This is a genomic window from Hymenobacter sp. B81 (assembly GCF_044628455.1).
Classification (GTDB): Bacteria; Bacteroidota; Bacteroidia; order Cytophagales; family Hymenobacteraceae; genus Solirubrum.
Genome location: NZ_JBIYZW010000001.1, coordinates 1,491,122 through 1,514,540, shown reverse-complemented (window position 1 = coordinate 1,514,540; position 23,419 = coordinate 1,491,122). Strand labels below are relative to the sequence as shown.

Annotated in this window: 17 protein-coding genes and 1 tRNA gene; 14 read left to right on the top strand and 4 right to left on the bottom strand. The window is 66.8% G+C overall.

The features are described from left to right. Nucleotides 1–109: 109 nt before the first annotated feature. The 6 genes from ACE191_RS06740 (at nt 110) to ACE191_RS06715 (ending at nt 6,049) form a co-directional block, all read left to right on the top strand. Nucleotides 110–1,249 (top strand): glycosyltransferase family 4 protein, encoded by a 1,140-nt coding sequence (locus ACE191_RS06740; protein ID WP_400191421.1) that lies wholly within the window; start codon nt 110–112, stop codon nt 1,247–1,249. A gap of 261 nt (nt 1,250–1,510) precedes the next feature. Continuing rightward, nucleotides 1,511–2,137 (top strand): polysaccharide deacetylase family protein, encoded by a 627-nt coding sequence (locus tag ACE191_RS06735; protein WP_400191420.1) that lies wholly within the window; start codon nt 1,511–1,513, stop codon nt 2,135–2,137. A gap of 297 nt (nt 2,138–2,434) precedes the next feature. Continuing rightward, the gene (locus tag ACE191_RS06730) at nt 2,435–3,526 is read left to right on the top strand and encodes a glycosyltransferase (protein ID WP_400191419.1); all 1,092 of its coding nucleotides are present in this window, start codon (nt 2,435–2,437) and stop codon (nt 3,524–3,526) included. Between the two features lie 418 nt (nt 3,527–3,944). After that, nucleotides 3,945–4,712 (top strand): TatD family hydrolase, encoded by a 768-nt coding sequence (locus ACE191_RS06725; protein WP_400191418.1) that lies wholly within the window; start codon nt 3,945–3,947, stop codon nt 4,710–4,712. A 92-nt stretch (nt 4,713–4,804) separates the two neighbouring features. Beyond that, complete coding sequence (locus tag ACE191_RS06720) at nt 4,805–5,911, top strand: asparaginase (protein ID WP_400191417.1); 1,107 nt, start codon at nt 4,805–4,807, stop codon at nt 5,909–5,911. Between the two features lie 50 nt (nt 5,912–5,961). Further along, nucleotides 5,962–6,049: transfer RNA gene (locus ACE191_RS06715), tRNA-Ser, on the top strand. 162 nt (nt 6,050–6,211) lie between these two features. On the opposite strand, the gene ACE191_RS06710 is transcribed toward ACE191_RS06715, so the two are convergent. Next, nucleotides 6,212–7,840 carry a hypothetical protein gene (locus tag ACE191_RS06710; RefSeq protein ID WP_400191416.1) on the bottom strand — a complete coding sequence of 543 codons (1,629 nt, stop codon included), beginning with the start codon at nt 7,838–7,840 and terminating at the stop codon, nt 6,212–6,214. A gap of 120 nt (nt 7,841–7,960) precedes the next feature. Then, nucleotides 7,961–8,953: a LamG-like jellyroll fold domain-containing protein gene (locus tag ACE191_RS06705; protein ID WP_400191415.1), complete on the bottom strand. Its 993-nt coding sequence runs from the start codon at nt 8,951–8,953 to the stop codon at nt 7,961–7,963. Between the two features lie 506 nt (nt 8,954–9,459). Here ACE191_RS06705 and ACE191_RS06700 point away from each other — a divergent pair. Continuing rightward, nucleotides 9,460–10,452: a helix-turn-helix domain-containing protein gene (locus tag ACE191_RS06700; RefSeq protein WP_400191414.1), complete on the top strand. Its 993-nt coding sequence runs from the start codon at nt 9,460–9,462 to the stop codon at nt 10,450–10,452. Between the two features lie 42 nt (nt 10,453–10,494). Here ACE191_RS06700 and ACE191_RS06695 read toward each other — a convergent pair whose 3' ends face one another. Then, on the bottom strand, nt 10,495–10,947 hold the full coding sequence (locus ACE191_RS06695) for a hypothetical protein (protein ID WP_400191413.1): 453 nt from the start codon (nt 10,945–10,947) through the stop codon (nt 10,495–10,497). 142 nt (nt 10,948–11,089) lie between these two features. Then, entirely contained in the window at nt 11,090–11,590 is a 501-nt protein-coding gene (locus ACE191_RS06690) for a nuclear transport factor 2 family protein (RefSeq protein WP_400191412.1), read from the bottom strand. 664 nt (nt 11,591–12,254) lie between these two features. Between ACE191_RS06690 and ACE191_RS06685 the strand changes: the two genes are divergently transcribed. The 7 genes from ACE191_RS06685 (at nt 12,255) to ACE191_RS06655 (ending at nt 23,407) form a co-directional block, all read left to right on the top strand. Beyond that, nucleotides 12,255–14,321, top strand: coding sequence for a 7TM diverse intracellular signaling domain-containing protein (locus ACE191_RS06685; protein ID WP_400191411.1), 2,067 nt, complete (start codon nt 12,255–12,257; stop codon nt 14,319–14,321). Nucleotides 14,322–14,817: 496 nt separating this feature from the next. Then, entirely contained in the window at nt 14,818–17,919 is a 3,102-nt protein-coding gene (locus ACE191_RS06680; protein ID WP_400191410.1) for a SusC/RagA family TonB-linked outer membrane protein, read from the top strand. A gap of 99 nt (nt 17,920–18,018) precedes the next feature. Then, nucleotides 18,019–19,494, top strand: coding sequence for a RagB/SusD family nutrient uptake outer membrane protein (locus tag ACE191_RS06675; RefSeq protein WP_400191409.1), 1,476 nt, complete (start codon nt 18,019–18,021; stop codon nt 19,492–19,494). A gap of 40 nt (nt 19,495–19,534) precedes the next feature. Further along, nucleotides 19,535–20,803 carry a PKD domain-containing protein gene (locus ACE191_RS06670; RefSeq protein ID WP_400191408.1) on the top strand — a complete coding sequence of 423 codons (1,269 nt, stop codon included), beginning with the start codon at nt 19,535–19,537 and terminating at the stop codon, nt 20,801–20,803. Nucleotides 20,804–20,837: 34 nt separating this feature from the next. Further along, nucleotides 20,838–21,704 (top strand): family 16 glycosylhydrolase, encoded by an 867-nt coding sequence (locus ACE191_RS06665; protein WP_400191407.1) that lies wholly within the window; start codon nt 20,838–20,840, stop codon nt 21,702–21,704. Nucleotides 21,705–21,714: 10 nt separating this feature from the next. Next, nucleotides 21,715–22,521 carry a sugar-binding protein gene (locus ACE191_RS06660; RefSeq protein WP_400191406.1) on the top strand — a complete coding sequence of 269 codons (807 nt, stop codon included), beginning with the start codon at nt 21,715–21,717 and terminating at the stop codon, nt 22,519–22,521. 19 nt (nt 22,522–22,540) lie between these two features. Beyond that, on the top strand, nt 22,541–23,407 hold the full coding sequence (locus tag ACE191_RS06655; protein ID WP_400191405.1) for a family 16 glycosylhydrolase: 867 nt from the start codon (nt 22,541–22,543) through the stop codon (nt 23,405–23,407). The last annotated feature ends 12 nt before the right edge of the window (nt 23,408–23,419 follow it).

Below are 23,419 nucleotides of genomic sequence, written 5' to 3'. Positions count from 1 at the left end.
GCCAATTATTCCCATTCGCCACATCCAGCACATTCGCGAAGCGAAGCACATTCCTGCACATCAGCGAAGCGCATCACATTTAGGCCCATTCCCTCACATTAGCCCCACCTTGGAAATAGCCGTCAACGTCCGCTTCCTGCTGCCCGGCAACCAGCTCGAAGGCATCGGCCGCTTCACCTACGAGACGCTGAGCCGGCTGGTGCGCGAGCACCCCGAGCACCGGTTTCACTTCCTCTTCGACCGGCCCTTCGACCCGCGCTACCGCTTCGCCGACAACGTGGTGCCCCACGTGCTGTTTCCGCCGGCCCGCCACCCGCTGCTGTGGCTGGCCTGGTTCGAGGGTGCCGTGGCCGCCTGGCTGCGCCGCCACCGCCCGGCCGTGTTTCTGAGCACCGACGGCTACACCACCCTCAACACCGCCGTGCCGCGCGTAACGGTGCTCCATGATCTGGCCTTCGAGCACTTCCCCCACGACACCGGCCGGCTCATCAACCGCTACTACCGCTACTTCACCCCGCGCTTTGCCCGCGCCTCCCGCCGCCTCGTGGCCGTGTCGGAAGCTACCCGCCAGGACGTGGTGCGCACCTACGGTATTCCGGCCGAACGCATCGACGTGGTGTACAACGCCGCCGACGCCCGCTTCCGGCCCCTGCCCGAGGCCGAGCAGGCCGCGGTGCGTCAGCGCTTCAGCGGGGGCCGGCCCTACGTGCTGTTCGTGGGCGCCCTGCAGCCGCGCAAAAATCTGGTGAACCTGCTGCGGGCCTTCGATCAGTTCAAGGCCCGCACCCACTCCGATACCCAGCTGCTCATCGTGGGGCGCAAGGCCTGGAAGGCAGGACCCATGCTGGACGTGTACCAGCAGATGCAGCACCAGCCGACCGTGCACCTCACCGGCCGGGTGAGCGACGAGGAGCTGGTGCAGCTCTACGCCGCCGCCCGGGCCTGCGCCTACGTGCCCTACTTCGAGGGCTTCGGCATTCCCATCGTCGAGGCCCAGCAGAGCGGCTGCCCGGTGCTTACTTCCGACCGCAGCTCCATGCCCGAGGTGGCCGGTCCCGGCGGCGCGCTGCTGGCCGACCCGTTTTCGGTAGAAGAACTCACCGCCGCCCTCGTGCGCCTCGACTCCGACGCCGGCCTGCGCGCGCAGCTGATTCAGCAGGGTTTGGTAAACGCGCAGCGCTTCAGCTGGGACGAAAGCGCCCGCCTGCTGTGGCAGAGCATTGAAATCGCAGTAAAATCGGGGAGCTGATAAGCCCGGTTACTGCTTTGGTAAACGAGTTTAGTAGTAGGGCCTCGCTCCGGGGGAGGCCATTGAGGTAAGGCATCTGCGGACACTGGGCGGGGCGAAACCTCGCCGGGACGCCCCGCGGCTGCAACATAAGCAAAGCGCCGCCAAAGTGAATGCGGCCGCCCGAGCCGGGAGCAGGGTAGGGAAGAGGGCGCCGGGCGGCCGCCGGTGGTATCGGCAGCCGGCCGTACCTTCGCCGGCTGTATCCCAGCCCCGCCGCCCATGCGCCTGCACCGTTTGCCCGAAGCCATGCACCGCTGGTTGCCCGGCACCATCTGGCAGAAGCCCGCAGCCGGGCGCCCGGTGTACCTGACCTTCGACGACGGCCCCATTCCCGAGGAAACGCCCTGGGTGCTCGAGCAGCTGGCCCAATACCAGGCCCCGGCCCTGTTTTTCTGCGTGGGCGACAACGTGGAGCGCCACCCCGAGGTGGCCCGGCAGGTGCTGGCCGCCGGCCACCAGCTCGGCAACCACACCCACCACCACCTTAGCGGCTGGTCAACCTCGCAGGCCCGCTACCTGCGCGACGTGGCCCGCTGCCAGCAGGCCCTCGACGCGCTGCAGCCCCAGCCCCGCCCGTTTTTCCGCCCGCCCTACGGCCGCATCACGCCCGCCCTCAACCGCCAGCTGCAGGCCCGCTACCGCATCGTGATGTGGGACGTGCTCACCTGCGACTACGACGCCGCCTACGCCCCCGACAAGTGCCTGCGCGACGCCCTGCGCCTTACCCGCCCCGGCTCCGTAGTCGTCTTCCACGACAGCCTCAAAGCCCACCGCAACCTGCGCTACGTGCTCCCCCGCTACCTCCAGGCCCTCGCCGAGCAAGGCTACCAGTTCGCGTTGCTCTAGTTGTTCGTTTTTGGTTGTTGGTTGCGGGCTGGCAGGGGAGGAGTGGCGGAAGCAGTTTCGGCCCCGTCAGCCTGAGCAAAGCGAACCGCAGGTCGACGTAGTCAAGGACTTTGCCGCGTCAGCCCGATTTGTGCTTGCCTAGAAAGGCCCCACGCAGGCTCAGAATGACAGAATAACAACCACGTCAGACTCCTGAAGTAGCTTCCCCAATTACCCAAAGAGCAACCCCCAGTACCGACAACCGGCAACTGACAACTGGTAACTCGCAACCGACCACTCGCACCTGACAGCTAAAAAATGCTCCTCTACTTTCTCGGCTGGTTTGTCGTTCTGCTCGGCTCCTGGCTGCTGTTTGCCCGGCGCCGGTCGCCGGGGCCGCAGCCGCTGGCCGAGCCCCCGCGGGTGAGCATCCTCATTGCCGCCCGCAACGAAGAAGCCGCCATTGCCCGCTGCCTGCGCAGCGTGCGCGCCCTGGCCTACCCGCACCAGCAGCTCGAAGTGCTGCTCGGCGACGACGGCAGCACCGATGCCACCGCCGCCCTGGCCACCGCCACCATGCAGGGCTTCGCCGGCTCCTTCCGCATCGTGCCCATCCAGCATACCCTCGGCGCGGCCCGCGGCAAGGCCAACGTGCTGGCCCACCTAGCCCGCGCCGCCACCACCGACTACTTCCTCCTGACCGACGCCGACATCTGCCTGCCCGCCACCTGGGTGCAGGGCCTGCTGGGCTACCTCCAGCCCGGGCAGGGCATCGTTACCGGCCTCACCGTGGTGCGCGGCCCCCAGCTGTTTCACCAGCTCCAGGGTCTCGACTGGCTCGTGTCGCTGGCCCTGGTGCAGGTGGTATCTGACCGCGGCCAGCCCGTCACGGCCATGGGCAACAACATGCTCATCACCCGCCAGGCCTACCAGGCCACCGGTGGCTACGAGCAGCTGCCCTTCTCCGTCACCGAGGACTACGAGCTGTTCCGCGCCGTGCTGGCCCGCGGCTTCGGCTGGCGCAACGTGTTTCACCCCGCCGTGCTGGCCGAGTCGCTGCCCGTGGCCACCTGGGGGCAGCTGCTGCACCAGCGCCGGCGCTGGCTGCGCGGCGTCGAGGCCCTGCCCTGGTTTATCCAGCTCGGCCTGCTGCTCTACGCCAGCTTCTACCCTATGCTGCTGCTGGCGGCCTTGCTGTGGGGCGCCCCCACGGCCCTGGCCCTGCTCGGCGGCAAAATGCTCGCCCAGGGCCTGCTGGCCTTCACCGCCTTCCGCCGCCTGCACCTGAGCCCCCCGCTGCGCCTGCTGCCCGCCTTCGAGCTCTACACCCTGGCCCTCACCGCTAGCCTGGCCTGGTTCCGCCTCACCCGCCGCCCCTTCGCCTGGAAAGGCCGCCTCTACCGCGAGTAGCGGGTGCTGGTTATTGGTTGTTGGTTTTCGTTGTTGGTTTTGGGACTCGGGTAGGGGCGCGTTGCACGCGCCCGCCGGCCCTGTGCCGCCGTAGCTTCCTTTCCCAGAGGGAAATCCGCCGCTACCGCGCCTCCCGGCTCACTCTATACAGGCGAGGGCGCCGGGAGGCCTTGGTTCCAGGGCATGAGTCTCCACGCCGTCAGAGCGCACCCCCTCTCCCCTGAGAGGGGGCCAGGAGTGAAGCCAATTGTGCCTCTGCAACAAGGATTTCCGCTAGCGTAAGTAGGATTTGCGCCAGAGCAACAACCGATTGCGCCTCCGCCGATGCGTATTCCGGCCGCCCCGCATCGTTTCGTAGCTTTGCCCACCCGCCCAATCGTCTACCAAATCCGCCCCATCCGAAAATCCGCAGCAATCCGTGATTCTGACTGATTCCCACGCCCACATCTACGCCGAGCAGTTTCGCGACGACCGCGACGCCGCCCTGGAGCGCGCCGCCCTGGCCGGGGTCACCACCATCGTGATGCCCAACATCGACCACACCAGCATCGACGTGATGCTCGAAACCGAGGCCCGCCACCCCCAGCAGTGCTTCGCCATGATGGGCCTGCACCCCACCTCGGTGAAAAAGGATTTCCAGCGCGAGCTGTACCGGGTAGAAGAGTGGCTGGGCCAGCGGCCCTTCGCGGCGGTGGGGGAGTGCGGCCTCGACCTGTACTGGGATAAAACCTTCCTGCCCGAGCAACAGGAGGCCCTGCGCATTCAGCTGGCCCTGGCCAAGCAGCACCAGCTGCCGATCGTGCTGCACACCCGCGACGCCTTTCAGGAAACCGCCGACCTCGTTGAGCAGGCCCAGGACGGCACCCTGCGCGGCGTGTTCCACTGCTTCTCGGGCACGCCCCAGGAAGCCGAGCGGGCCATCGAGCTGGGCTTCAAGCTGGGCATCGGCGGCGTGGCTACCTTCAAAAACGGCGGCTCCGATCAGGTGCTGCCGGGCCTCGGCCTCGAGCACCTGCTGCTCGAAACCGACTGCCCCTACCTCGCCCCCGTGCCCCACCGCGGCAAGCGCAACGAGCCCAGCTACCTGCCCCTGGTAGCCCGCCGCGTAGCCGAGCTGCTGGATAAGCCTGTGGAGGAAGTCGCCGAAGCCACCACCCGCAACGCCCGCGAGCTGTTCAAGCTGTGATAGAGTGAGTGACTTAGTGAATTGCCACCCCACCAATCCCCAGGTGAATGAAACCTCACCCATTCACTCAATCACTCATTCACCCATTCTCCATGGAGCCCACGCCGCTAATTGACATCAAGGCCAGTGCCCACGGGCAGCAGCCCGAGGCTTCGGTGCTGGTCATCTACACCGGCGGCACGGTGGGCATGGCCTACAACAAGCGCGGCGAGCTGGCGCCCATGCGCTTCGACCAGATTCGCAAGAAAATGCCCGAGCTGCGCCAGCTCAACATGCGCATCTCGGTGCTGAGCTTGCCCGAGCCCATCGACTCCAGCAACGCCACGCCCCAGAACTGGCTGCAGATTGCCGCCCTCGTCGCCGAGCACTACGCCCGCTACGACGGCTTCGTGGTGCTCCACGGCACCGATACCATGGCTTACTCGGCGGCGGCCCTGAGCTACTTGCTCGAAAATCTGGGCAAGCCCGTGGTGTTCACCGGCGCGCAGGTGCCCCTGGGCCGCATCCGCACCGATGCCCGCCGCAACCTCGTCACGGCCCTCGAAATTGCCGCCGCCCGCCACCCCCGCGCCGGCACCGTGCGCGTGCCCGAGGTCTGTTTGTTTTTCAGCGACGTGCTCATCCGCGGCACCCGCGCCAAGAAAGTCGAGAGCCAGCACTTCAACGCCTTCAAAAGCGAAAACTACCCGCCCCTGGCCCGCGCCGGCATCGAGCTCGAGTACCACGACCACCTGATGCGCCTGCTGCCCGGTGCCCCCCTGCGCGCCCACCACCAGCTCGACGACCGCGTGGTGGTGCTCAAGCTCTTTCCCGGCATCACCGAGCGTGTGCTGCGCACCGTGCTCGAGCTGGACGATCTGCGCGGCTGCGTGCTCGAAACCTACGGCTCGGGCAACGCGCCCACCGCGCCCTGGTTTCTGCAGGCCCTGCGCGAGGCCCGCGAGCGGGGCATTCAGCTGCTCAACGTGAGCCAGTGCGAGGAAGGCCGCGTAATTCAGGGCCAGTACGAAACCAGCGCCTCCTTTGCCGAGTTGGGCATCATCGGCGGCGAAGACATTACCACCGAGGCGGCCATCACCAAGCTCATGTTCGTGCTCGGTCTTGGCCGCGACGCCGTCACCACGGCCCGGCTGCTGGGCCAGGATCTGCGGGGCGAAATCTCCCTGGGCCAGCCCGTTGCCCCGGGCATTCGGTTCTAAGGTTGCGTTTCCGGAAAATTGGGCGTTATTTTGCGCAGCTTTCCGCATCCAGAGGGGTGTCCGAGTGGTCGAAGGAGCACGCCTGGAAAGTGTGTATGGGCCAAAAGCTCATCGTGGGTTCGAATCCCATCCCCTCTGCAGAAAAGCCCGTTTCCAGCTAGGAAACGGGCTTTTTGTTTGCCGCCGGACCGTGTAAAGGTCCACGTAGCCGATGTACTATGGCCCGGCCGGCCGGGTACGCCCGTGCTCCGTCCACCTGCTTCCAGGCTAACGGGCGGGGAAGAGCAGCCGCTGCCTGAGCTACTGCAGCAGCAGACGCTGGGTGCGCGGCAGCTCCTGGGGCAGCTGCACGGTGAGCAAGTAAGCCCCGGGCCGCAGCCCCCGCGTCGGCAGCTCGAAGCTGGTACCCTGCCAGCTGCCGGTGCGCACCACCCGGCCCAGCGCGTCGCGCAGCTGGTAGCCTACCGGCGCCGACGGCGCCTGGGGCAGGCGAATGTGCACGGAACCAGCCGCGGCGGCCGGGTTGGGGTAGAGCTGCCAGGCCGAGGAATGGGCCTCGCGGTTGGGTAGCAGGGAGCCGCCGAGCTGCGCCAGGAAGCTGTACGCCGTGCCGGGCGCCCCGGCGGGCAGCGTGCCGAAAGCGGCGGTATTCTGGGCAAACCCGGCTAGGTACACCTCACCCGCGGGCGTTACGGCCAGACTGTTTGCCCCGTCGGCATCGGGGCCGCCGGCCAGCCGCACCCAGCGCAGGTTGCCCGCGCGGTCGTAGCTCACCACGGCCGCATCGTAGAAGCCGGCGGTAGTGCCCACGCTACCGCCCCAGTCGATGGTGCCGTCGCAGGTGCCGGCCAGGTACACGTTGCCCAGCGCATCGGCCCCCAGAAACTGTTCGCGCCCGGTGTCGCCCAGGCGCAGGCTGCCGCTACTGGCGGGCAGCTGGCGCACCCACTGCCAGCTGCCGCTGCTGTCGAGGCGGGCCAGCAGGTAGTCATCGGCACTCAGCGCCTGCACCCGAAAAGGCCCGAGCTGAATGGGGCTGGTCATCATCAGGTCCACCCCGTAGTAGTAGCCGCCCTGGCCATCGGCCGCCACCTGGGCGTGCGGACAGGTACCGTCTTCCAGCAGGCGTACCCAGCGCAGCTGCCCAGCCGCGGAGTAGCGGGCCAGGTAGGCCACGTAACTGAAGTTGGGCACCGTCACCGCCTGGCCGCCAAACGTGGCCCCCAGTTCGACGCAGGCCCCGGCCACCAGCAGGTTGCCCGCCGCGTCGCGGTGCAGGCTGCGAATGGCCGTAACGCGCTCCTGCCTGAGCAGCACCTGCGGGCTGCCCCGCAATTGCGGACTCAGGCGGGCCACTTCGGTGTGCGGCATAGCGGCCGGCGTGTGGCGCGTGTAGCCCAAGAAGATGTTGCCGGCCGGATCGGTAGCCAGGCTCTGCGCCTCGCTGATGCCCGCTCCCAGTACCGTTGTCAGGTCGTGGGCCCACTGCAGCTGCCCGTCGGGGCTGAACTTGGCCAGGAAGGGCGCCACCTTGGGGTTACGCAGCACCGGGCCCGCCGGAAACTGCAGCGAGTCGGCATAGCGGCCCAGCAGCAGCAGGTCGCCGCGGGCATCGTAGTGCAGGGCCAGGGCCTCGCCGGTGCCCCGCAGCAGGCGGGCAAAGGCGGGGGCGGGCCCACCGGCCGCATAGTGCAGCACTTCCACCGCGCTCAGACCCGGCCCGCTCCAGAACGAAATCGGACCGGCGGGGCGGGCCAGTGCCACCCCGCCCTGCGCATCCGCCGCCAGGGCCCGCGTCACGGGAAATTGGCCGCTGGGAGAAAACGGCCTGGTTTGCACCCAGTTGAACTGCTGGGCACCGGCGGCCTGCGCCAGCAGCGTGCAAACCAGCAAGGCCAGGCCCCGGAAAACGAAACGTACGCGCATCATAGCAACCAAAGTCGGGTTCCCGGCCGCCGCCGGAAGGTTGAGGAAAAAGCCTGCCGAAAGTCGGGCTTGGAACGGGAGGGACGGTGGTGTGCGGCAGCGAAGGAGCAGGGGAGGAGCGAGTTAGCGCGCGAGCAGCAGCGGCTGGCGCGAGGTGCCCGCCTCGGTGGTGAGCACGGCCGAGTAGAGCCCGGCCGGGAGCGGACCGCGGCGCAGCACCGGGCGGTGGTCGCCGGCCGGCAGGCGGCCCTCGGTCAGCACGCTTACCAGGCGGCCGGTGGCATCGAACACGCGCAGCGAAACCGGCCCCGCGGTGGGCAGCCAGAACCGCAGCTCCGCGCTTTCGGTAACCGGGTTGGGGAAGGGCGGCTGCAGGGCCTGCGCGGCCGGTACCCGGCCCCGGGCGGTGGAATTAGGCAGCAGATTAACCACGCGCGGGTCCGACGGCTCCGCGGCGAGGGAAGTTCCCAGCACGCCCGCCGGGCCGCCGACCACCGCGTTCGGTACCGTTTGGCCAGAGACTTGTGCCAGCTTGAAGTAAGCCAGCAGCCCGGTCGTGGAGGTGGGCAGGGCTGACAACGGGCCCTGGAACAGCTGGCGGTCGGCCTGGATCTGGGCACCGGAGCGGGCCGTGTTCCACACCATCACGTCGGCAATGTAGCCGTCCCAGCCGGTGTCGCCTTCGTGGTAGCCGATGCCCAGGGCAGTGCCCCCGCGCTCGGGAGCCAGGGTAGAAGTGGTGGGCACCGGGTTGCCGTTGATGTAGAGGCGGCTGGTGACGCCGTCCCAGGTGTAGGCCACGTGGGTCCAGACAAGACGCGGCACCGAGCCGCCCGCCACGGCGCCGTACATGGACAACTCGCCGTTGGTCGTCACCCCAAACCACGACTGGTCGTCGCCAAACTCCAGGATGGTGTTGTGGGTGCCCTGGTAAACCAAGCCGGTGTAATTCACCCAGGCTTCGAGGGTGAGCGACCCGGTAGCGGGCATGGCCAGCGGCACGCTCACCCGATCCAGCTCGAGCGGCGTGAATTCGAGAGCAGTCAGGCGCTGGGCCTGGGTGGCACCAACGCTGCCGGTTAGCAGCAGGCCGAGGATGTAAGATTTCAGGTTCATGCGATGAGCAGGAAATAGGGTAAGCACAAGGAAAAAGGCCGCAGGCACAGGGCTGAACTCCAGTAGGCCGAGAGGCAGGCCTACCGCCGCCGGCCGGGGTCGGGGATGTAAGCTCCGGCCCCGGACGGCTGATCCGGCGGCGCAGCAAAATTCCTTTTTCGGCTTTGCTCCGGCCTTTGCGAAACGGAACGGTTTCTTTGCGCAACGGAATTTCCCGGCCGGGCCGCGAGCGGTAGCAGGCCGGCGGAATACCGGCCCGTAGCGGGCTGTCGACCGGCGAAAGCCGCCCGGTTTTCCCGGGCCGCCCGCCCCGAAAGCACAGCGGCTCCCGGGACGGTAACACATTATTATGTGATGCCCCGATGGACGGAAAACGGGCAATTTTGGGGTTGCCGCGCACCGCAGCAGGCAACTCGGCGGCCCGTTGCAGCCGAGTGCAGCCTGAACCCGCCCCGCGCCCCGGCCGGTCCGGACGGCCAGGCCGGGTAATCGATTACGCGTTTCCTATGCAGCCTTCCCAAGCCTATTCCGTGCAGAACTTCGCCCAGCACCGCCACTCCGTGCACGTGCCGCCGGCCGAGGTTGGCTCCCTGGCCTCGCAGTTTCACTGGCACGGGCCGGACGAGGTCGGCTCGCTTACCTTCACCAAGTACGAACTGCCGGGCGCCCTGATTTCGGATGTGCGCGGCACGCTGCGCAGCCCGCTCTTGCAGCAGGTGCCCCGGCACGAGCCCACCACCGCCCTGGTTTTCCAGTTGGCGGGCTGCAACGAGTCGACTCTGGAAGGCCGCCGCCGGCTGCAGGTGAGAGGCGGGCAGCACAACCTGCTCTTTGAGCCCAGCGACGACGTGCAGCACTTGCTGCTGCCCGACCGGGAGCAGCAGTTTCACCGGCTCTGCATTGCCTTCGACCCCGACTACTTCGGCAACCTGGTGGCCGGTAACGCCGACTGGCTGCCGCTGTACGAGCAGTTTCTGCCGCAGCAGAATCCCTGCGTGCTGTTTGATGATGCCCGGCCCACGGCTGCGCCGGTGCTGGAGCTACTGGCGCAGCTGCGGGCCTGCCCCTACACCGGCACGCTGCAACGGCTGTACCTGGAGGCGCGCCTGCTCGATTTATTCGTGGCCCAGCAGCAGCATTGCCTTACGCTGTGGGCCTCGCCGCGGCACCGCCGCGAGCGGGACCTGATTTATGCCGTGCGCGCCTACCTCGACCAGCACTACGCCGAGCCCCCGGGCCTGAGCGAGTTGGCCCGGCACTTCGGTACCAACGACTGCACGCTTAAGAAAGGCTTTCGGGAGCAGTTTGGCACCACCGTGTTTGGTTACGTGGCGCGGAAGCGGCTCAGTGAAGCGCACCAGCTGCTTGTGCAGACAACCGAGCCGGTGCAGGAGGTAGCCGCCCGCGTCGGGTTTGGCAATGCGGCGCACTTCGCCACGGTCTTCAAACGGCATTTTGGACTCAGCCCGCTCCAGGTCCGGCGGGGATTGGGTCGGTAGACGGCCACTGCGCACCCAACCCCCGCCGGCTTAGCCGGGAGTTTAGCGGCCGGTAAAGGTGTACGTGTGGGTGACCAGCTCGTCGTTTTTTAGCTGGGGTTCCTGCAGCACCAGCTTGGTGGCGGTCAGTTCCAGCACCTTGCTGCGCTGCTCGTTGCCGTGCAGCACAATGGTTAGCTCCTGATTGGCCGCCAGGCGGCAGGTGCCCACGTGCGGCTGCCCCAGGCCACTGCAAGCCAGCGGCCCCTGATCAGAGGAAAATACGCCGTTGGGCCGGTAGGAGTCCAGGTCATCTTTCTTGCAGGAATCCAGGTCGGCGTAGGCATCTTCGACGGGCGCGTGGGCGCCATACTGCTCCGTGGCTCCCGTCAGGGCCCAGGTTTTGGCCATCAGCAGCGTTTCGCCCGAGGCGGGGCGGGGTTGGGGTTCATCGTCTTCGCAGGCGCTCAGGCTACCGGCCGCCAGCAGCAGAGCCAGCATTGTTACAGTTTTCATGAAATGAGGAAGTTTGTGGGGCAGCGGTACTTAAAAACTGCTCCCCAAACCTCCCTGAATCTGGGCGCCGACTCCTTTGTGAAACGGAATGCTTTCTTTCCTGCGCGGAAAAAGTGTCCCCACTCCGGTAGACACCCTGAAATCAGTGGTCGTAGCTGACTACCCGCGTTATCTGCCACCGTCCGTCGCGCAGCCGCCACAGCATCATGTTCTTGAAGGTGCCGCAGTCGTCGCGGCCGTTTTCGACGTGGCAGAAGCGGTGCTGGTAGGTTTCCACGGCGCCATAGCCCTTGATGGGGTATACCTCCAGGGTGCCGGGTACCAGCTGCCGGTTGAGGCCGGTGGTTTGGTTGCGCTCGAACAGGGAACGGAAGCCGGCCATGGTCTGCTCAAAGTTGGTCAGGCCCCCGTGGTCGTGGTAAAACTCGAGGTCGGGGGCAAAGAACGTTTGCAGCTGCGCCAAGTCGTGGCGGTTGAAGGCCGCGAACAGCAGGCTGTCCTGCCGGGCAATGGTGGCAAACAGCTCGGTCTGAGCAGGGGACGGCGGCGCGCCAGCCGCGCCTGGCTTAGTTGAGTTGGCGGCGGCGCAGGCCCCCAGCAGCCCAAGCCCGAGGCTGACCAGGGCCCGGCCCAGATGCCGCAAGGGTGAGGTTCTAAATAAGGACGCATCTACTGGGCGGGGCATCGGCGGTCGATTCAGCGGAAAGAGCAGGCTGAATATATCTACTGCCAGATGTTTACCGGGGCTGATTGCCCGAAGCAGTGGTTACCAGGTGAACCCATGAGCCCGGGGCTGCGGCCTGGCGGCTTGCGTACATCCCACCAAGCCGCCCCGGCGGAAGCTATGAACTCCAAGGCTGGCCCGGTCGGAAAACCGTCGGGCTCACCGGAATTCCTGGGTTGTTTGTTAGCCGGCCGGGCAGGGGGCGCGGCAAAGGGCTGGGCCGGCCGTTGCCCCAAAAGCCGTGTGCAGTAAGCGTACAGCTTGGCCGGAAAAACGCGTTTTCAGGCCGCCGGAGCTTCTTGGGAAGCTTGCGTTTAATCCTCCGCCCCGTTAGATTTGGTAGCTGCCCATCGGTCTTTCGGGGCTGACGCCGGAACCGGGCACGGGTGACGCTCAACCAAAGTTTCTTCTGAGTGAGTGAATGCGAGGGCAACGGAATGGGGCTTCCCCGTTCCGTTCCTCGCGGGCTCTTTAGGCGTTGGCTGACGCAAAGCGAATTGGCGACATCGACCCTCCGCCCACATTGCCCGGACCGGGTTGCGGTCCGGGCAATGTGGGCGGTTTGTCTAACTTGGAAGCGACCATGTTGCACGCGCTCTGTTTTTCCGGCCGGGACTGGCTCCTGGGCTGCTGCCTGTTTGTTGTGGGCCTGCTGCTGACAACGTCGGCCGGGTGGGCCGAACCCGGCGGCTCAACCCGGCGGGCGGCCGAAAAGCCCCTGCGGCTGCACGCGGGGCTGCAGGAGCTGTTCGTCGAGCCCGGCAACTACAGCGTGCTCGAAGACCCCACGGGCCAACTCACCCTGCGCGAGGTGCAGTCGGCAGCCTGGGCCGGCCGGTTTGTGACCGGCAGCCGCACTGCGCCCAACATGGAGCGGCCGGGCGCGGCCTACTGGCTGCGGCTCACGGTGCAAGCCGAGGGCCCCCAGCCCCAGCACTGGTACCTGGAGCTGTTCGACTCTCACCTCAACGACGTGCGGTTTTACCCCGATGCCCGCACCGGGCGCGGCCTGGTGCACACCGGCGCCGACCAACCCTTTGCCTCCCGGCCCTTCGGCTACAAGAACTTTCTGCTGCGCCTGCCGCTGCGCCCCGACCAGGCCCAGACCTACTACCTGCGGCTGCAGTCCGACTCGAAGACCAGCTTTCTGTCGCGCCTGCGCACCGAGCAGACTTTGTCGGCGCACTTTCAGCACGAGTACGGGCTGCTGGGCGGATTCTATGGAATCCTGCTCATCATGGTGGTGTACAACCTGTGCCTGTACTTCTTCACCGGCGAGCAAACCTACCTGCGCTACGTGCTGTACGTGGTCAGCTCCAGCCTCGTGTTTCTGTCCGAAGACGGCCTGGGCTTTCAGTTTCTGTGGCCCAACGCGCCCGGATTCAACCGCCTGATCATCACCGGGGCGCCCATTCTGCTGCTGCTCACCTTCGGCTACTACGCCCGCCAGTTTCTCGATGCGCCCCAGCGCCTGCCCGGCTTCGACCCGCTGGTGCGCAACGTGGTGCTGCTGAGCGTGGGGGCCCTGCTGGTCGATGCCGTGTGGTGGCAAACGGGCTGGAGCTTCTGGCTGTATCTGCTGCCCTACGGCCTGCTGTTCTACGCGGCCGTGCGCATCTGGCGGGCGGGCTTCCGGCCGGCGCGCTTTTTCGTGCTCTGCCACACCCTGCTGGCCGTGAGCGTGATGTTCCTGATTCTGCGCAAGCTGGGCATTCACGCCTTCACCAACACGGTGACGGTGTACAGCATGAACGCGGCCTTCGTGCTGGAGGTGGTGGTGCTGTCCTACGCATTGGGCGAGAAAATCAAGGGCATTCAGGATGCCACCCTGCGCGCCCAGGGCCGGCTGGTGAAGCAGCTGCGCAAAAAGCACGAGGTGCAGCAGCAGCTGGTGGAGCAGCTGCACCAGAACCAGGAGCTGAAGGATCAGCTGAACACAGAGCTGGAAAACCTGGTGGCCCGCCGCACCGAAGAGCTGCGGCAGCAGGGTGAAACCATTGCCGCCCAGAACCGCGAGCTGCTGCAAGCCAATGGTTTGCTGGCCCTGCAGTCGGCCGCCATCGAGAAGCTGAACGGGGAGCTGCAGCACGACCTGCAACGGGCCCAGACCGCGCGGGTGCTGGCCCGGGAGGTGGACTTCGGTGAGTTCAGCCAGATCTATCCCGACAAGGAGGCCTGCCTGGCGTACCTGGCCGACCTGAAGTGGACCGGGGGCTACCACTGCCGCAAGTGCGGCCACGACAACTACTGCGAAGGGCGGGAGCCGCACTCGCGGCGCTGCACCCGCTGCCGCTACGTCGAGTCGGCCACGGCCTACACCCTGCTGCAGAAGTGCAAGTTCTCCATCGTGAAAGCGTTCTACGCCGTTTTTCTGCTGCACACCCACAAGGGCAGCTTCTCGGCCCAGGAACTGTCGCGGGTGCTGGAGCTGCGCCGCGCCACCTGCTGGAGCTTCAGCCAGAAAGTGCTCGAAGCTATGCGCCGACAGGCCGGCGACGATACCGACGCCACCCGCTGGACCCGCCTGCTGCTCGACGATGCGGGCAGCGAAATGGAAGAAACCGTCGAAGCCGCCGCTGACCAAGTGGCCGAGTTGTCGGCTGCGGCCGCAAGTTGGACGGGGCGGGCAAAAAATGTTGAAAAAAAGTAAGCCTTGCCTCGGGTTTTTCGCTTGTTTTTTACCCGTTGGGCCGACCGGCTCCCAAGCCCGCAAACGATTGTTTGGGCCGGGAAATGCGCCCGGCAAGTGGGTGCTCTAAGCGTACAGCAAAACGTGTGTGGTAAGCGAAAATCGCCTTTTCTGGCGTGTATCGGCAGTTTTGCGGCTTGACTTTTCGAAAACAAGACGGATATATTTGGCCGTTCGCTTCCCCGAGCTGCGGCGCCGGTCGCTGGCCTTGCCCCGGCGCCAATCGGTCAGTGACCTGCCGGCGGGCCGCTGGTACTTCTCGGGGAGGCCCTTTCACCTGACGTGGCTGACCACTCAGGTTTTCCTTTGCCAATCACGCGCTTGCTAGGGTCGCGGGTTTTCCCGCCCGCGCTTTCCCATCGGTCGGCCTGCCGACGGCGGGCTTTGACCTGCTACCTGGTCGGTTGGCTCCCGCCCGCAATTCCCACACTTTTCCTCAACCCCAACGCCTTTCCCAATGATGCGCAACCCTTACTCGTTTTTGATGCTGCGGCGGGCGGTGCCGCTGGCCGCCTGCGGGCTGCTGCTGGCCGCACCGCTGGCCGAAGCGCACCGCCGCGCGCCGGTTTACCGGCGGGCCGCCGCGGCCGACGTGCCCGTGTCGGGGCGCATTACGCAGCGCGGGGGCGAGCCGCTGCCCGGCGTAACGGTGGTGGTGCAGGGCACTACCATCGGCACCAGCACCGACGCCAACGGCAGCTTCTCGCTGCAGGCCCCCGAGGGCAGCACTCTCGTCATCAGCTCGGTAGGCTTTCAGCGGCAGGAGCTGCGCCTGACGGGCGCTACCAGCGGGCTGAGCATCGTGTTGCTGGAAGATCAGCAGGCGCTGAGCGAGGTGGTAGTGGTGGGCTACGGCACCCAGGAACGCGGCAGCGTAACCGGCGCCGTGTCGTCGGTGTCGGGCGAGGTGGTGAAGGCCCAGCCCATTGCCGACGCCACCCAGGCCCTGCAAGGGCGCGTGGCCGGCGTCAGCGTCACCTCCAACGGCGGCGACCCGGGCGGCGCGGCGGGCACCTCGGTGCGCATCCGCGGGCTGACCTCGGCCGGCAACAACGCCCCGCTCTACGTGGTCGACGGTTTCCCGCTGCCTTCGGGCGACGAAAACCAGCTCAACGCCATCAGCCCCAACGACATCGAAAGCATTGACGTGCTCAAAGATGCCTCGGCCACGGCCATCTACGGTTTACGCGCCGCCAACGGGGTGGTGCTCATCACCACCCGGCGCGGCAAGGCCGGCAAAGCCAGCGTCACGCTCGACGCCTACCGGGGCGTGCAGCAGGTGTGGCGCAAGCTCGATTTGCTCACGGCCGAGGAGTACGCCGTCATCAACAACGAAAACCGCATGGCCAAGGGCGACCCGGTGTTCGACAAGCTGCGCAACCCCGCGGCCCTGGGCGCGGGTACCGACTGGCAGGACCAGATTTTCCGCCGCGCCGCCATGCAGAACTACGCCGTCAACGCCTCGGGGGGCAGCGAAAAAGCCCGCTACGCGGTGTCGGCGGGCTACTTCCAGCAGGACGGCACCATCGTGGGCTCGAACTTTGAGCGCTTTACGCTGCGGGCCAACGGCGACGTGCAGGTGGGCCGCCTGCTCAAGCTGGGCAACAACCTCTCGCTCACCCACCTCAACGACCGGCGCGTGGATGCCGGCGGCAGCGAGTACGGCGTCATCAGCTTTGCCTCGCAGATTCCGGCCACCATTGCGCCCTACCGCGCCGACGGCAGCTGGTACGAGCCCACGGCCCTGGCCGACAACTTCATCGAGGAAAACCCGCTGGCGGTAGCCCTCATCGACAACAAGAAGTTTACCCGCAACCGAGCCATTACCACGCTGTTTGCCGAGTTGGAACCCCTGAAGGGCCTGCGCCTGCGCACCAACGTGGGAGCCGATCTGATCTTCGACAGCTACCGCGCGTTCCGGCCCAAGCTCGACAACTCGCAGCGCTACACCCTGGCCGGAGCCACCTCCAACGTTACCTACAGCCCCAGCTACCTGATCGAAAACACCATTACCTACGACCGGCTGCTGGCCGACAAGCACCAAGTAACCCTACTGGCGGGGCAGTCGGCCCAGCAGTTCGACAAGCAGTTCGTGGAGGCCGTCCGCTCGGGCTACACCCGCAACGATTTGCAGAACGTCAACAGCGGACCCATCAACGAGTTTCGGGCCGCCAACGGCTACATCAACCCGCCCTCGCGCCTGGCCTCGTACTTCGGCCGCGTCAACTACGAGTTCGGCGGCAAGTACCTGCTGCAGGCCATTGCCCGCTACGACGGCACCTACGCCTTCGACCGCGGTAAGAAGTTCGGCTTCTTTCCCGGCGTGTCGGCCGGCTGGCGGGTGTCGGAAGAAGCCTTCATGAAGCAGCAGCGCGTGGTGAGCAACCTGAAAGTGCGCGCGGGCTACGGCCGGGTGGGCAACGCCCTGAACGCGGGCGCCTTCCAGTACCTGTACGTCATCAACTCGGGCATTCAGTACCCCTTCGGCGCCGATGGGGCGGTGAACACCGGGGCGGCCCCCACGCGCCTGGCCAACCGCGACCTGCGCTGGGAAACCAACACCCAGATCAACCTGGGCGTGGACCTGGGCTTGCTCGACAACCGCTTCGAGGCCACCATTGACCTGTACCGCCGCGAGTCGCCCAACCTGATTGCGCCGGTGCCCGTGTCGCTGGTGTCGGGCACCTACGAGCAGATCAACACCAACGCCGCCTCGGCCTACAACCAGGGCATCGACCTGGCCCTGACCTCGCACAACGTGCGCGGTGGCGGCGCCGACTTCACCTGGACGACCACCCTGAACGTGTCGGCCTACAAGTCGGAGCTGCAGGAGCTGGGCCTGGGTTTGCCCTACAACGGCCTGGACTCGCGCAGCGGCGTGATTGTGCGCTACGACGAAGGCCAGCCTTTCGGCTCGTTCTACGGCTTCGTGGCCGACGGGCTGTTTCAGACCCCGGAGGACGTGAGAAGCCACGCCACCCAGGCCAGCGCCGCGCCCGGCGACATCCGCTTCCGCGACGTGAACCAGGACGGGGTCATCAACGCCGACGACCGCACCTTCATCGGCAGCCCGGTGCCCGACTTCACCTACGGCCTGACCAACACCGTGAACTGGAAGGGCTTCGATTTGAACGTGTTCATTCAAGGCTCGCAGGGCAACGACGTCTACAACCTGAACCGCTACTACACCGAGGGCGGCCTCTACAGCAACGGCAACGCCATTTCGCGGGTGCTGGGCCGCTGGACTGGCCCGGGCACCAGCAACGACGTGCCCCGCGCCATTGGCGGCGACCCGAACCAGAACCTGCGCGCCTCGAGCTACTTCGTGGAAGACGGCTCCTACGCCCGCCTCAAGCTGCTGACCCTGGGCTACAGCCTGCCCAAGGGCGTGCTCGAGCGCGTGTCGGCCTCCCAGATCCGGGTGTATCTGAGCGCCCAGAACCTGGTGACGCTCACCGATTACTCCGGCTATGACCCCGAGGTAGGGGCCGGCGGCGTCGACCGCGGCGTGTACCCGCAGCCCCGCGTGCTGCTGGCCGGCGTGAACCTGGGCTTCTGATCAGTTGACAATTGCGAGTTGTCGGTTGCCAGTTCGCTACCGACAGCTAACAGCTGACAACCAACAACTGGTAACTGACAACCAAGACTTTCCCCAACGATGATAACGGCAAAACACACCTGCACGGCCCTGCTGCTGGCCGGGCTGCTCACGGGCTGCGGCGAGAAATTTCTCGACGTGTCGCCCAACGACTCGGTGACCGAGGAAAACTTCTACAAAACCGAAACCGACGCCATTCAGGCCACCAACGCGGTCTACAGCGAGCTGGGCAAGGGCGGCCAGTACAACTACGCCCTGTGGGGCATCGGCGAGATTATGTCGGATAATTCCTTCACCGGCGGTGGGGGCGGGGGCGACGGCGCCGAGCACCAGCAGCTCGATAACTTCAACATTGCGGCCACCAACCCGCTCACCACCCGCCTCTGGGGCGGCTGCTACGTGGGCATCGGCCGCGCCAACACCGTGATTCAGCGCGTGCCCGGCATTGCGGCCATGAGCCCGGCCATTCGCCAGCGCTGCATCGGCGAGGCCCAGTTTCTGCGCGCCAAGTACTACTTCGACCTGGTGCGGGCCTACGGCGACGTGCCCCTGATTACGGTGCCGCCCACCAGCCTGGCCGAAGTCAACATTGCCCGCACGCCGGCCGCGCAGGTGTACGACCAGATTGTGAAAGACCTGGAAGAAGCGGCTGCCAACCTCGACGTGAGCTACGGCGGCGCCGACCTGGGCCGGGCCACCAAGGGCGCGGCGCTGGGGTTGCTGGCCAAGGTGCAGCTCACCCGCGGCAACAAGGCCGAGGCCGCCCGCCGCGCCCGCGAAGTCATTGCCCTGGGCAAGTACCGCCTGTGGGCCAATTACGCCGACAACTTCAAGGTGGGCAACGAAAACGGCCAGGAGTCCTTGTTTGAGGTGCAGTACGTGTCGGGCCTGAACGGCTACACCTTCGACGGGCTGGGCTTCGTGGGCAACGAGTTCTTTGGGCCCCGCGGCCAGGGCCTGACCCCGCAGGGCGGCTACGGCTTCAACATTCCCGAAGACGAGTTTGTGGCCGGCTACGAAACCGGTGACCTGCGCCGCGACGTGACCATCTGGAAGCCCGGCGACGCCTACCCCGACGGCGGCTCGCAGCCAGCGTTTCTGCCCGGCTCGCCCAGCGGCTACGGCTGTAAAAAGTGGTTCGTGGGCAAAACCAGCACCAACATCTGGGATTCGCCCCTGAACTTTCCGGTGCTGCGCTACGCCGAAATCTACCTGATTCTGGCCGAGGCCGTGGGCCCCACGCCCGAGGGGCTGGAGGCCATCAACAAGGTGCGGCGCCGCGCCTTCGGGCTGCCCATCGAAACGGCCTCGGCCCGCGACCTGACGGTGGGCACGCCCAACTTCGACGAGGCCGTGCTGCGCGAGCGGCGCTACGAGCTGGCCTTCGAAAACGACCGGTGGTTTGACCTCAAGCGCACCGGCAAGCTGCTCACCGTGCTGGCGCCCAAGCGCATCAAGCCCTTCAACGTGCTGCTGCCCATTCCGCAGAACGAGCGCGACGCCAACCCCAACCTGAGCCAGAATCCCGGCTACTAGGCCGCTGGCGGCCGTTTCCCACGTCTTTCCTCGACTTCGTATGCATTTCTTCTCTACCCATACATTCCGGCGCCGTCCGCTGGCCGGGCTGCTGCTCTTCGGTACCCTGGCCCTGGCTTCCTGCGAAGTGGAAGAAGGCCGGCTGGAAGGGCCCGCGCCCACGGCCGATTTTGCCGTGCAGCTCAACACCGCGCAGTACCCGGTGGTGGCCACCTTCACCAACAACAGCCAGAACGCCACCATGTCGCAGTGGAACTTCGGCGACGGGTCGCCCATCGTGACGGGCGGCAGCGTCACGCACACCTACCTCTCGCCCGGCGACTACGAGGTGAAGCTGCAGGTGGCCGGCCGCGGGGGCTCGGGCTACCAGCCCGTGCGGGTGAGCATTCCCACTATCTGCTCCAACACCGGCTTCAGCGCCCTCACCGACTGCGGCGGCAGCGGCAACGGCGGCTGGACGTTCAGCCGCCAGGCCGGGGCCATCAAGCGGTTTTCGGCCGGCGGCGCGCTGCTGTCCTCTTCGACGCCGCCCTTGCCCGACTGCCAGAGCGACGACGTGTTTACCTTCAGCAAAACCTTTGGCTTCAGCTACGACGCCGGCGGGGAAACCTACCGCAACGGCGCCTGCGCGGCGGCCAGCAACCCGGCCGCCTCCTCGTTTGTGTTCCGCCCCAGCGGCAGCCTGGGCCAGATTGTGCTGCAGGGCCGGGGCGCCTTCATCGGCCTGGCCGACTCGGTGAAAGACAAAACCTACGACATCGTGGAGGCCTCGGCCGCGCAGCTGCGGCTGCGGGGCATCCACCCCGACGGCTCTGTAACCGAAGTGACGCTCACCCCGCCGCCCTCGGCCTTGGAGCGGGCCAAGCTGCGCCTGACCGGCGGGGCTTCGCGCACCTGGGTGCTCGACAATACCCAGGCCGCGGCCATCGTGGTGGGCACCGAGGGCAACCCCACCGAGTACTACGCCGGGGGACCGGCCGGCTCGCTGCCGCCCTGCCAGGCCGACGATGAGTTTACCTTCTCCATGAGCGACGTGTACAGCTACAACGCCCTGGCCCAGACCTTGGTGGCGGGTGGAGGCGGCTGCTCGGCGCCGCGCTCGGGCACCACCCCATTTACCTTCGGCCCCGTGGCCGGCAGCGTGGAGGGCATGGCGCAGTTTACCCTGGCCACGGCCGGTTCCTTTATTGGCATCACCGACGCGCCCGACCTGGTGTACCGCATTCTGTCCATCACCAACCAGACCATGGTGCTGCGGGCCGGCGACGGTTCGGGCGTGGTGTTCACCATGAAGCTGCGCGTGAAGTAGCCCGCCGTGGCTGCCCACCCCCTGACCCGAATCCATGCGAATGTTCACTTTCGACCTCAGCCCCGTAGCGCACGCGGGCATCGGCCTGGGGCTGGTGCTGAGCTTGCTGGCCTGCACCGAAGACCCGCCCAAGCCCCTGCCTGCACCCGCTGCCACCGAGCCCAACGCCGCCCCGCGCGACTACGCGGCCTACACCCAGCTGGTAGCCGCCGACGAGTTCGACGGCAGCGCCCTGAACGCCCAGCGCTGGGAGTATGAGGTGCGCGACGACTGGTTCAACAACGAAAAGCAGGCCACCACCAACTCGCCCGACAACCTGTATTTGACCGGCGGCCAGCTCCACATCCAGGCCCGGCGCGAACGGCTGCGCCACCGGGAGTTTACCTCGGCGCGCATCGTGACGCGCGGCAAGTGGAACTTCGGCTACGGCCGCCTCGACGTGCGCGCCAAGCTGCCCCAGGGCAAGGGCATCTGGCCCGCCATCTGGATGCTGGGCGCCAACGAGCCCACGGTAGGCTGGCCGGCCTGCGGCGAAATCGACATCATGGAGCTGCGCGGCAGCCAGCCCAACCGCAACGTAACCACCGTGCACTACGGCAGCAGCGCCGCCACCCGCCAGCTCAAGGGCAGCAGCTACCAACTGCCCAGCGGCAGCTTCGCCGACGACTTTCACACCTTCAGCCTGGTGCGCAGCAAGGATCAGCTACGCTGGTTTGTCGACGGCACGCCGGTGTACACCATCACGCCCGCCGATGCCTCGCCCTACCCGTTCAACCTGCCCTTTTACCTGATTCTGAACGTGGCCGTGGGCGGCGACTTCGACGGCGACCCGGCACCCACCGAGCCCTTCCCCAAGGAAATGGTGGTCGACTACGTCCGGTTTTACCAGTACCCGCAATAGCCCGCTGAGCATGAGCAAACGGTGGCAGCAACGACCAGGGACGGCCCGGCGCCAGCACGAGAAAGATGCCGGGGTGGTGGCCCTGGGCATTTGGGGAACGGTAGTGCTGGCCTGGGCCGCGCCCGTCGGGGAGCCGCCCCCGCGCGACTACCCGGCGCCGCAAGCCCGGGTGGCCCCGGTGCTCGACGGCCGGGGCACCGACGCCTGCTGGGCCGCGGCCCCGTGGCGGCCCCTGGATCAGCGCTGGCTGGGGCCGCCGGCCGCGCCCACCGACTTTACCGGACGCTACAAGGTGGTGTGGACGCCCCAGCGCCTCTACGTGCTGGCCGAAATCACCGACGAGCGGCTCATCGACACCCACGCAGACCCGCTGGTGCGGTGGTGGGACGACGACTGCCTGGAAATCTTCGTCGACCCCGACGGCTCGGGCGGGGAGCATCAGTACAACTACAACGCCTGGGCCTACCACGTCGCCCTCGACGGCCACGTGGTGGACATGGGCCGCGACCGGAAAGGGCGGCTGTTCGACGAGCACGTGCGGGTGCGTCGCCGCCAGCGCGGCACGGTAACCACCTGGGAAACCGCCGTGGCCCTCTACGCCGATACCTACGACGACACCCGCCCCCAAGCCAACCGCCCGCTGCCCATCCAGCCCAACCAGCCCATCGGCTTTGCCCTGGCCTACTGCGACAACGACGGCAGCCCCGAGCGGGAAAACTTCTTCGGCAGCGTGCCGGTGGCCGGGCCCGATAAAAACCGGGGCTGGATCGACGCGGGTATCTTCGGTCGGCTGCGGCCGGTGCCGGCCCGTCCCTAGTTCTCACGTACTCGCAAGCATGAAATACCTGCTCTGGACTTCACTTCCCGCTACTGCGCTGGCCTGGCTGCTGGCCCTGGGCTGCACCTCGGCCCCGCCCGCACCGCGCCCGGCCGCGCCCGTGGCCGCGCCGCGCTACTCCTTCAAGGAGCTGGCCTGGAGCGACGAGTTCAACTACGGCGGCCTGCCCGACTCTACCAAGTGGACCTACGACGTGGGCGGCCACGGCTGGGGCAACAAGGAGCTGCAGTTCTACACCAAGGCCCGCCCGGAAAACGCCCGCGTGGAGGGGGGCCACCTCGTCATCGAGGCCCGGCGCGAAATGCTCAATCCGCCCAACGCCTACACCTCCACGCGGCTGGTGTCACGGGGCAACCGCGGCGGCAGCCTCACCTATGGCCGGGTGGAGGTGCGGGCGCAGTTGCCCGCCGCCCGCGGCACCTGGCCCGCCATCTGGATGCTGCCCGACGAGTGGAAGTACGGCGACAAAAGCTGGCCCGCCAACGGCGAAATCGACATCATGGAGTACGTGGGCTACCGGCCCGGCGTGGTGCAGGCCTCCACGCACTGCCAGAAGTACTACTTCCGCACCAACAACCAGAAAACCGACTCCATCAGCGTGCCCACCGCCACTACGGCCTTTCACGTGTACGCCCTGGAGTGGACGCCCGAAACCATCACCGCCTTCGTCGACGGCCAGGCCTACTTCACCAGCCGCAACGAGCACAGCGGCTGGCAGGCCTGGCCCTGGGACCACCCGTTTCACCTCTTGCTGAACGTGGCCGTGGGCGGGGAGTGGGGCGGCCGCCACGGCATCGATGCCGGCGCCTTTCCGCAGCGCCTGCTGGTCGACTACGTGCGCTTTTACAAACTCAAGCAAGAATAATTCCCCGGCGCG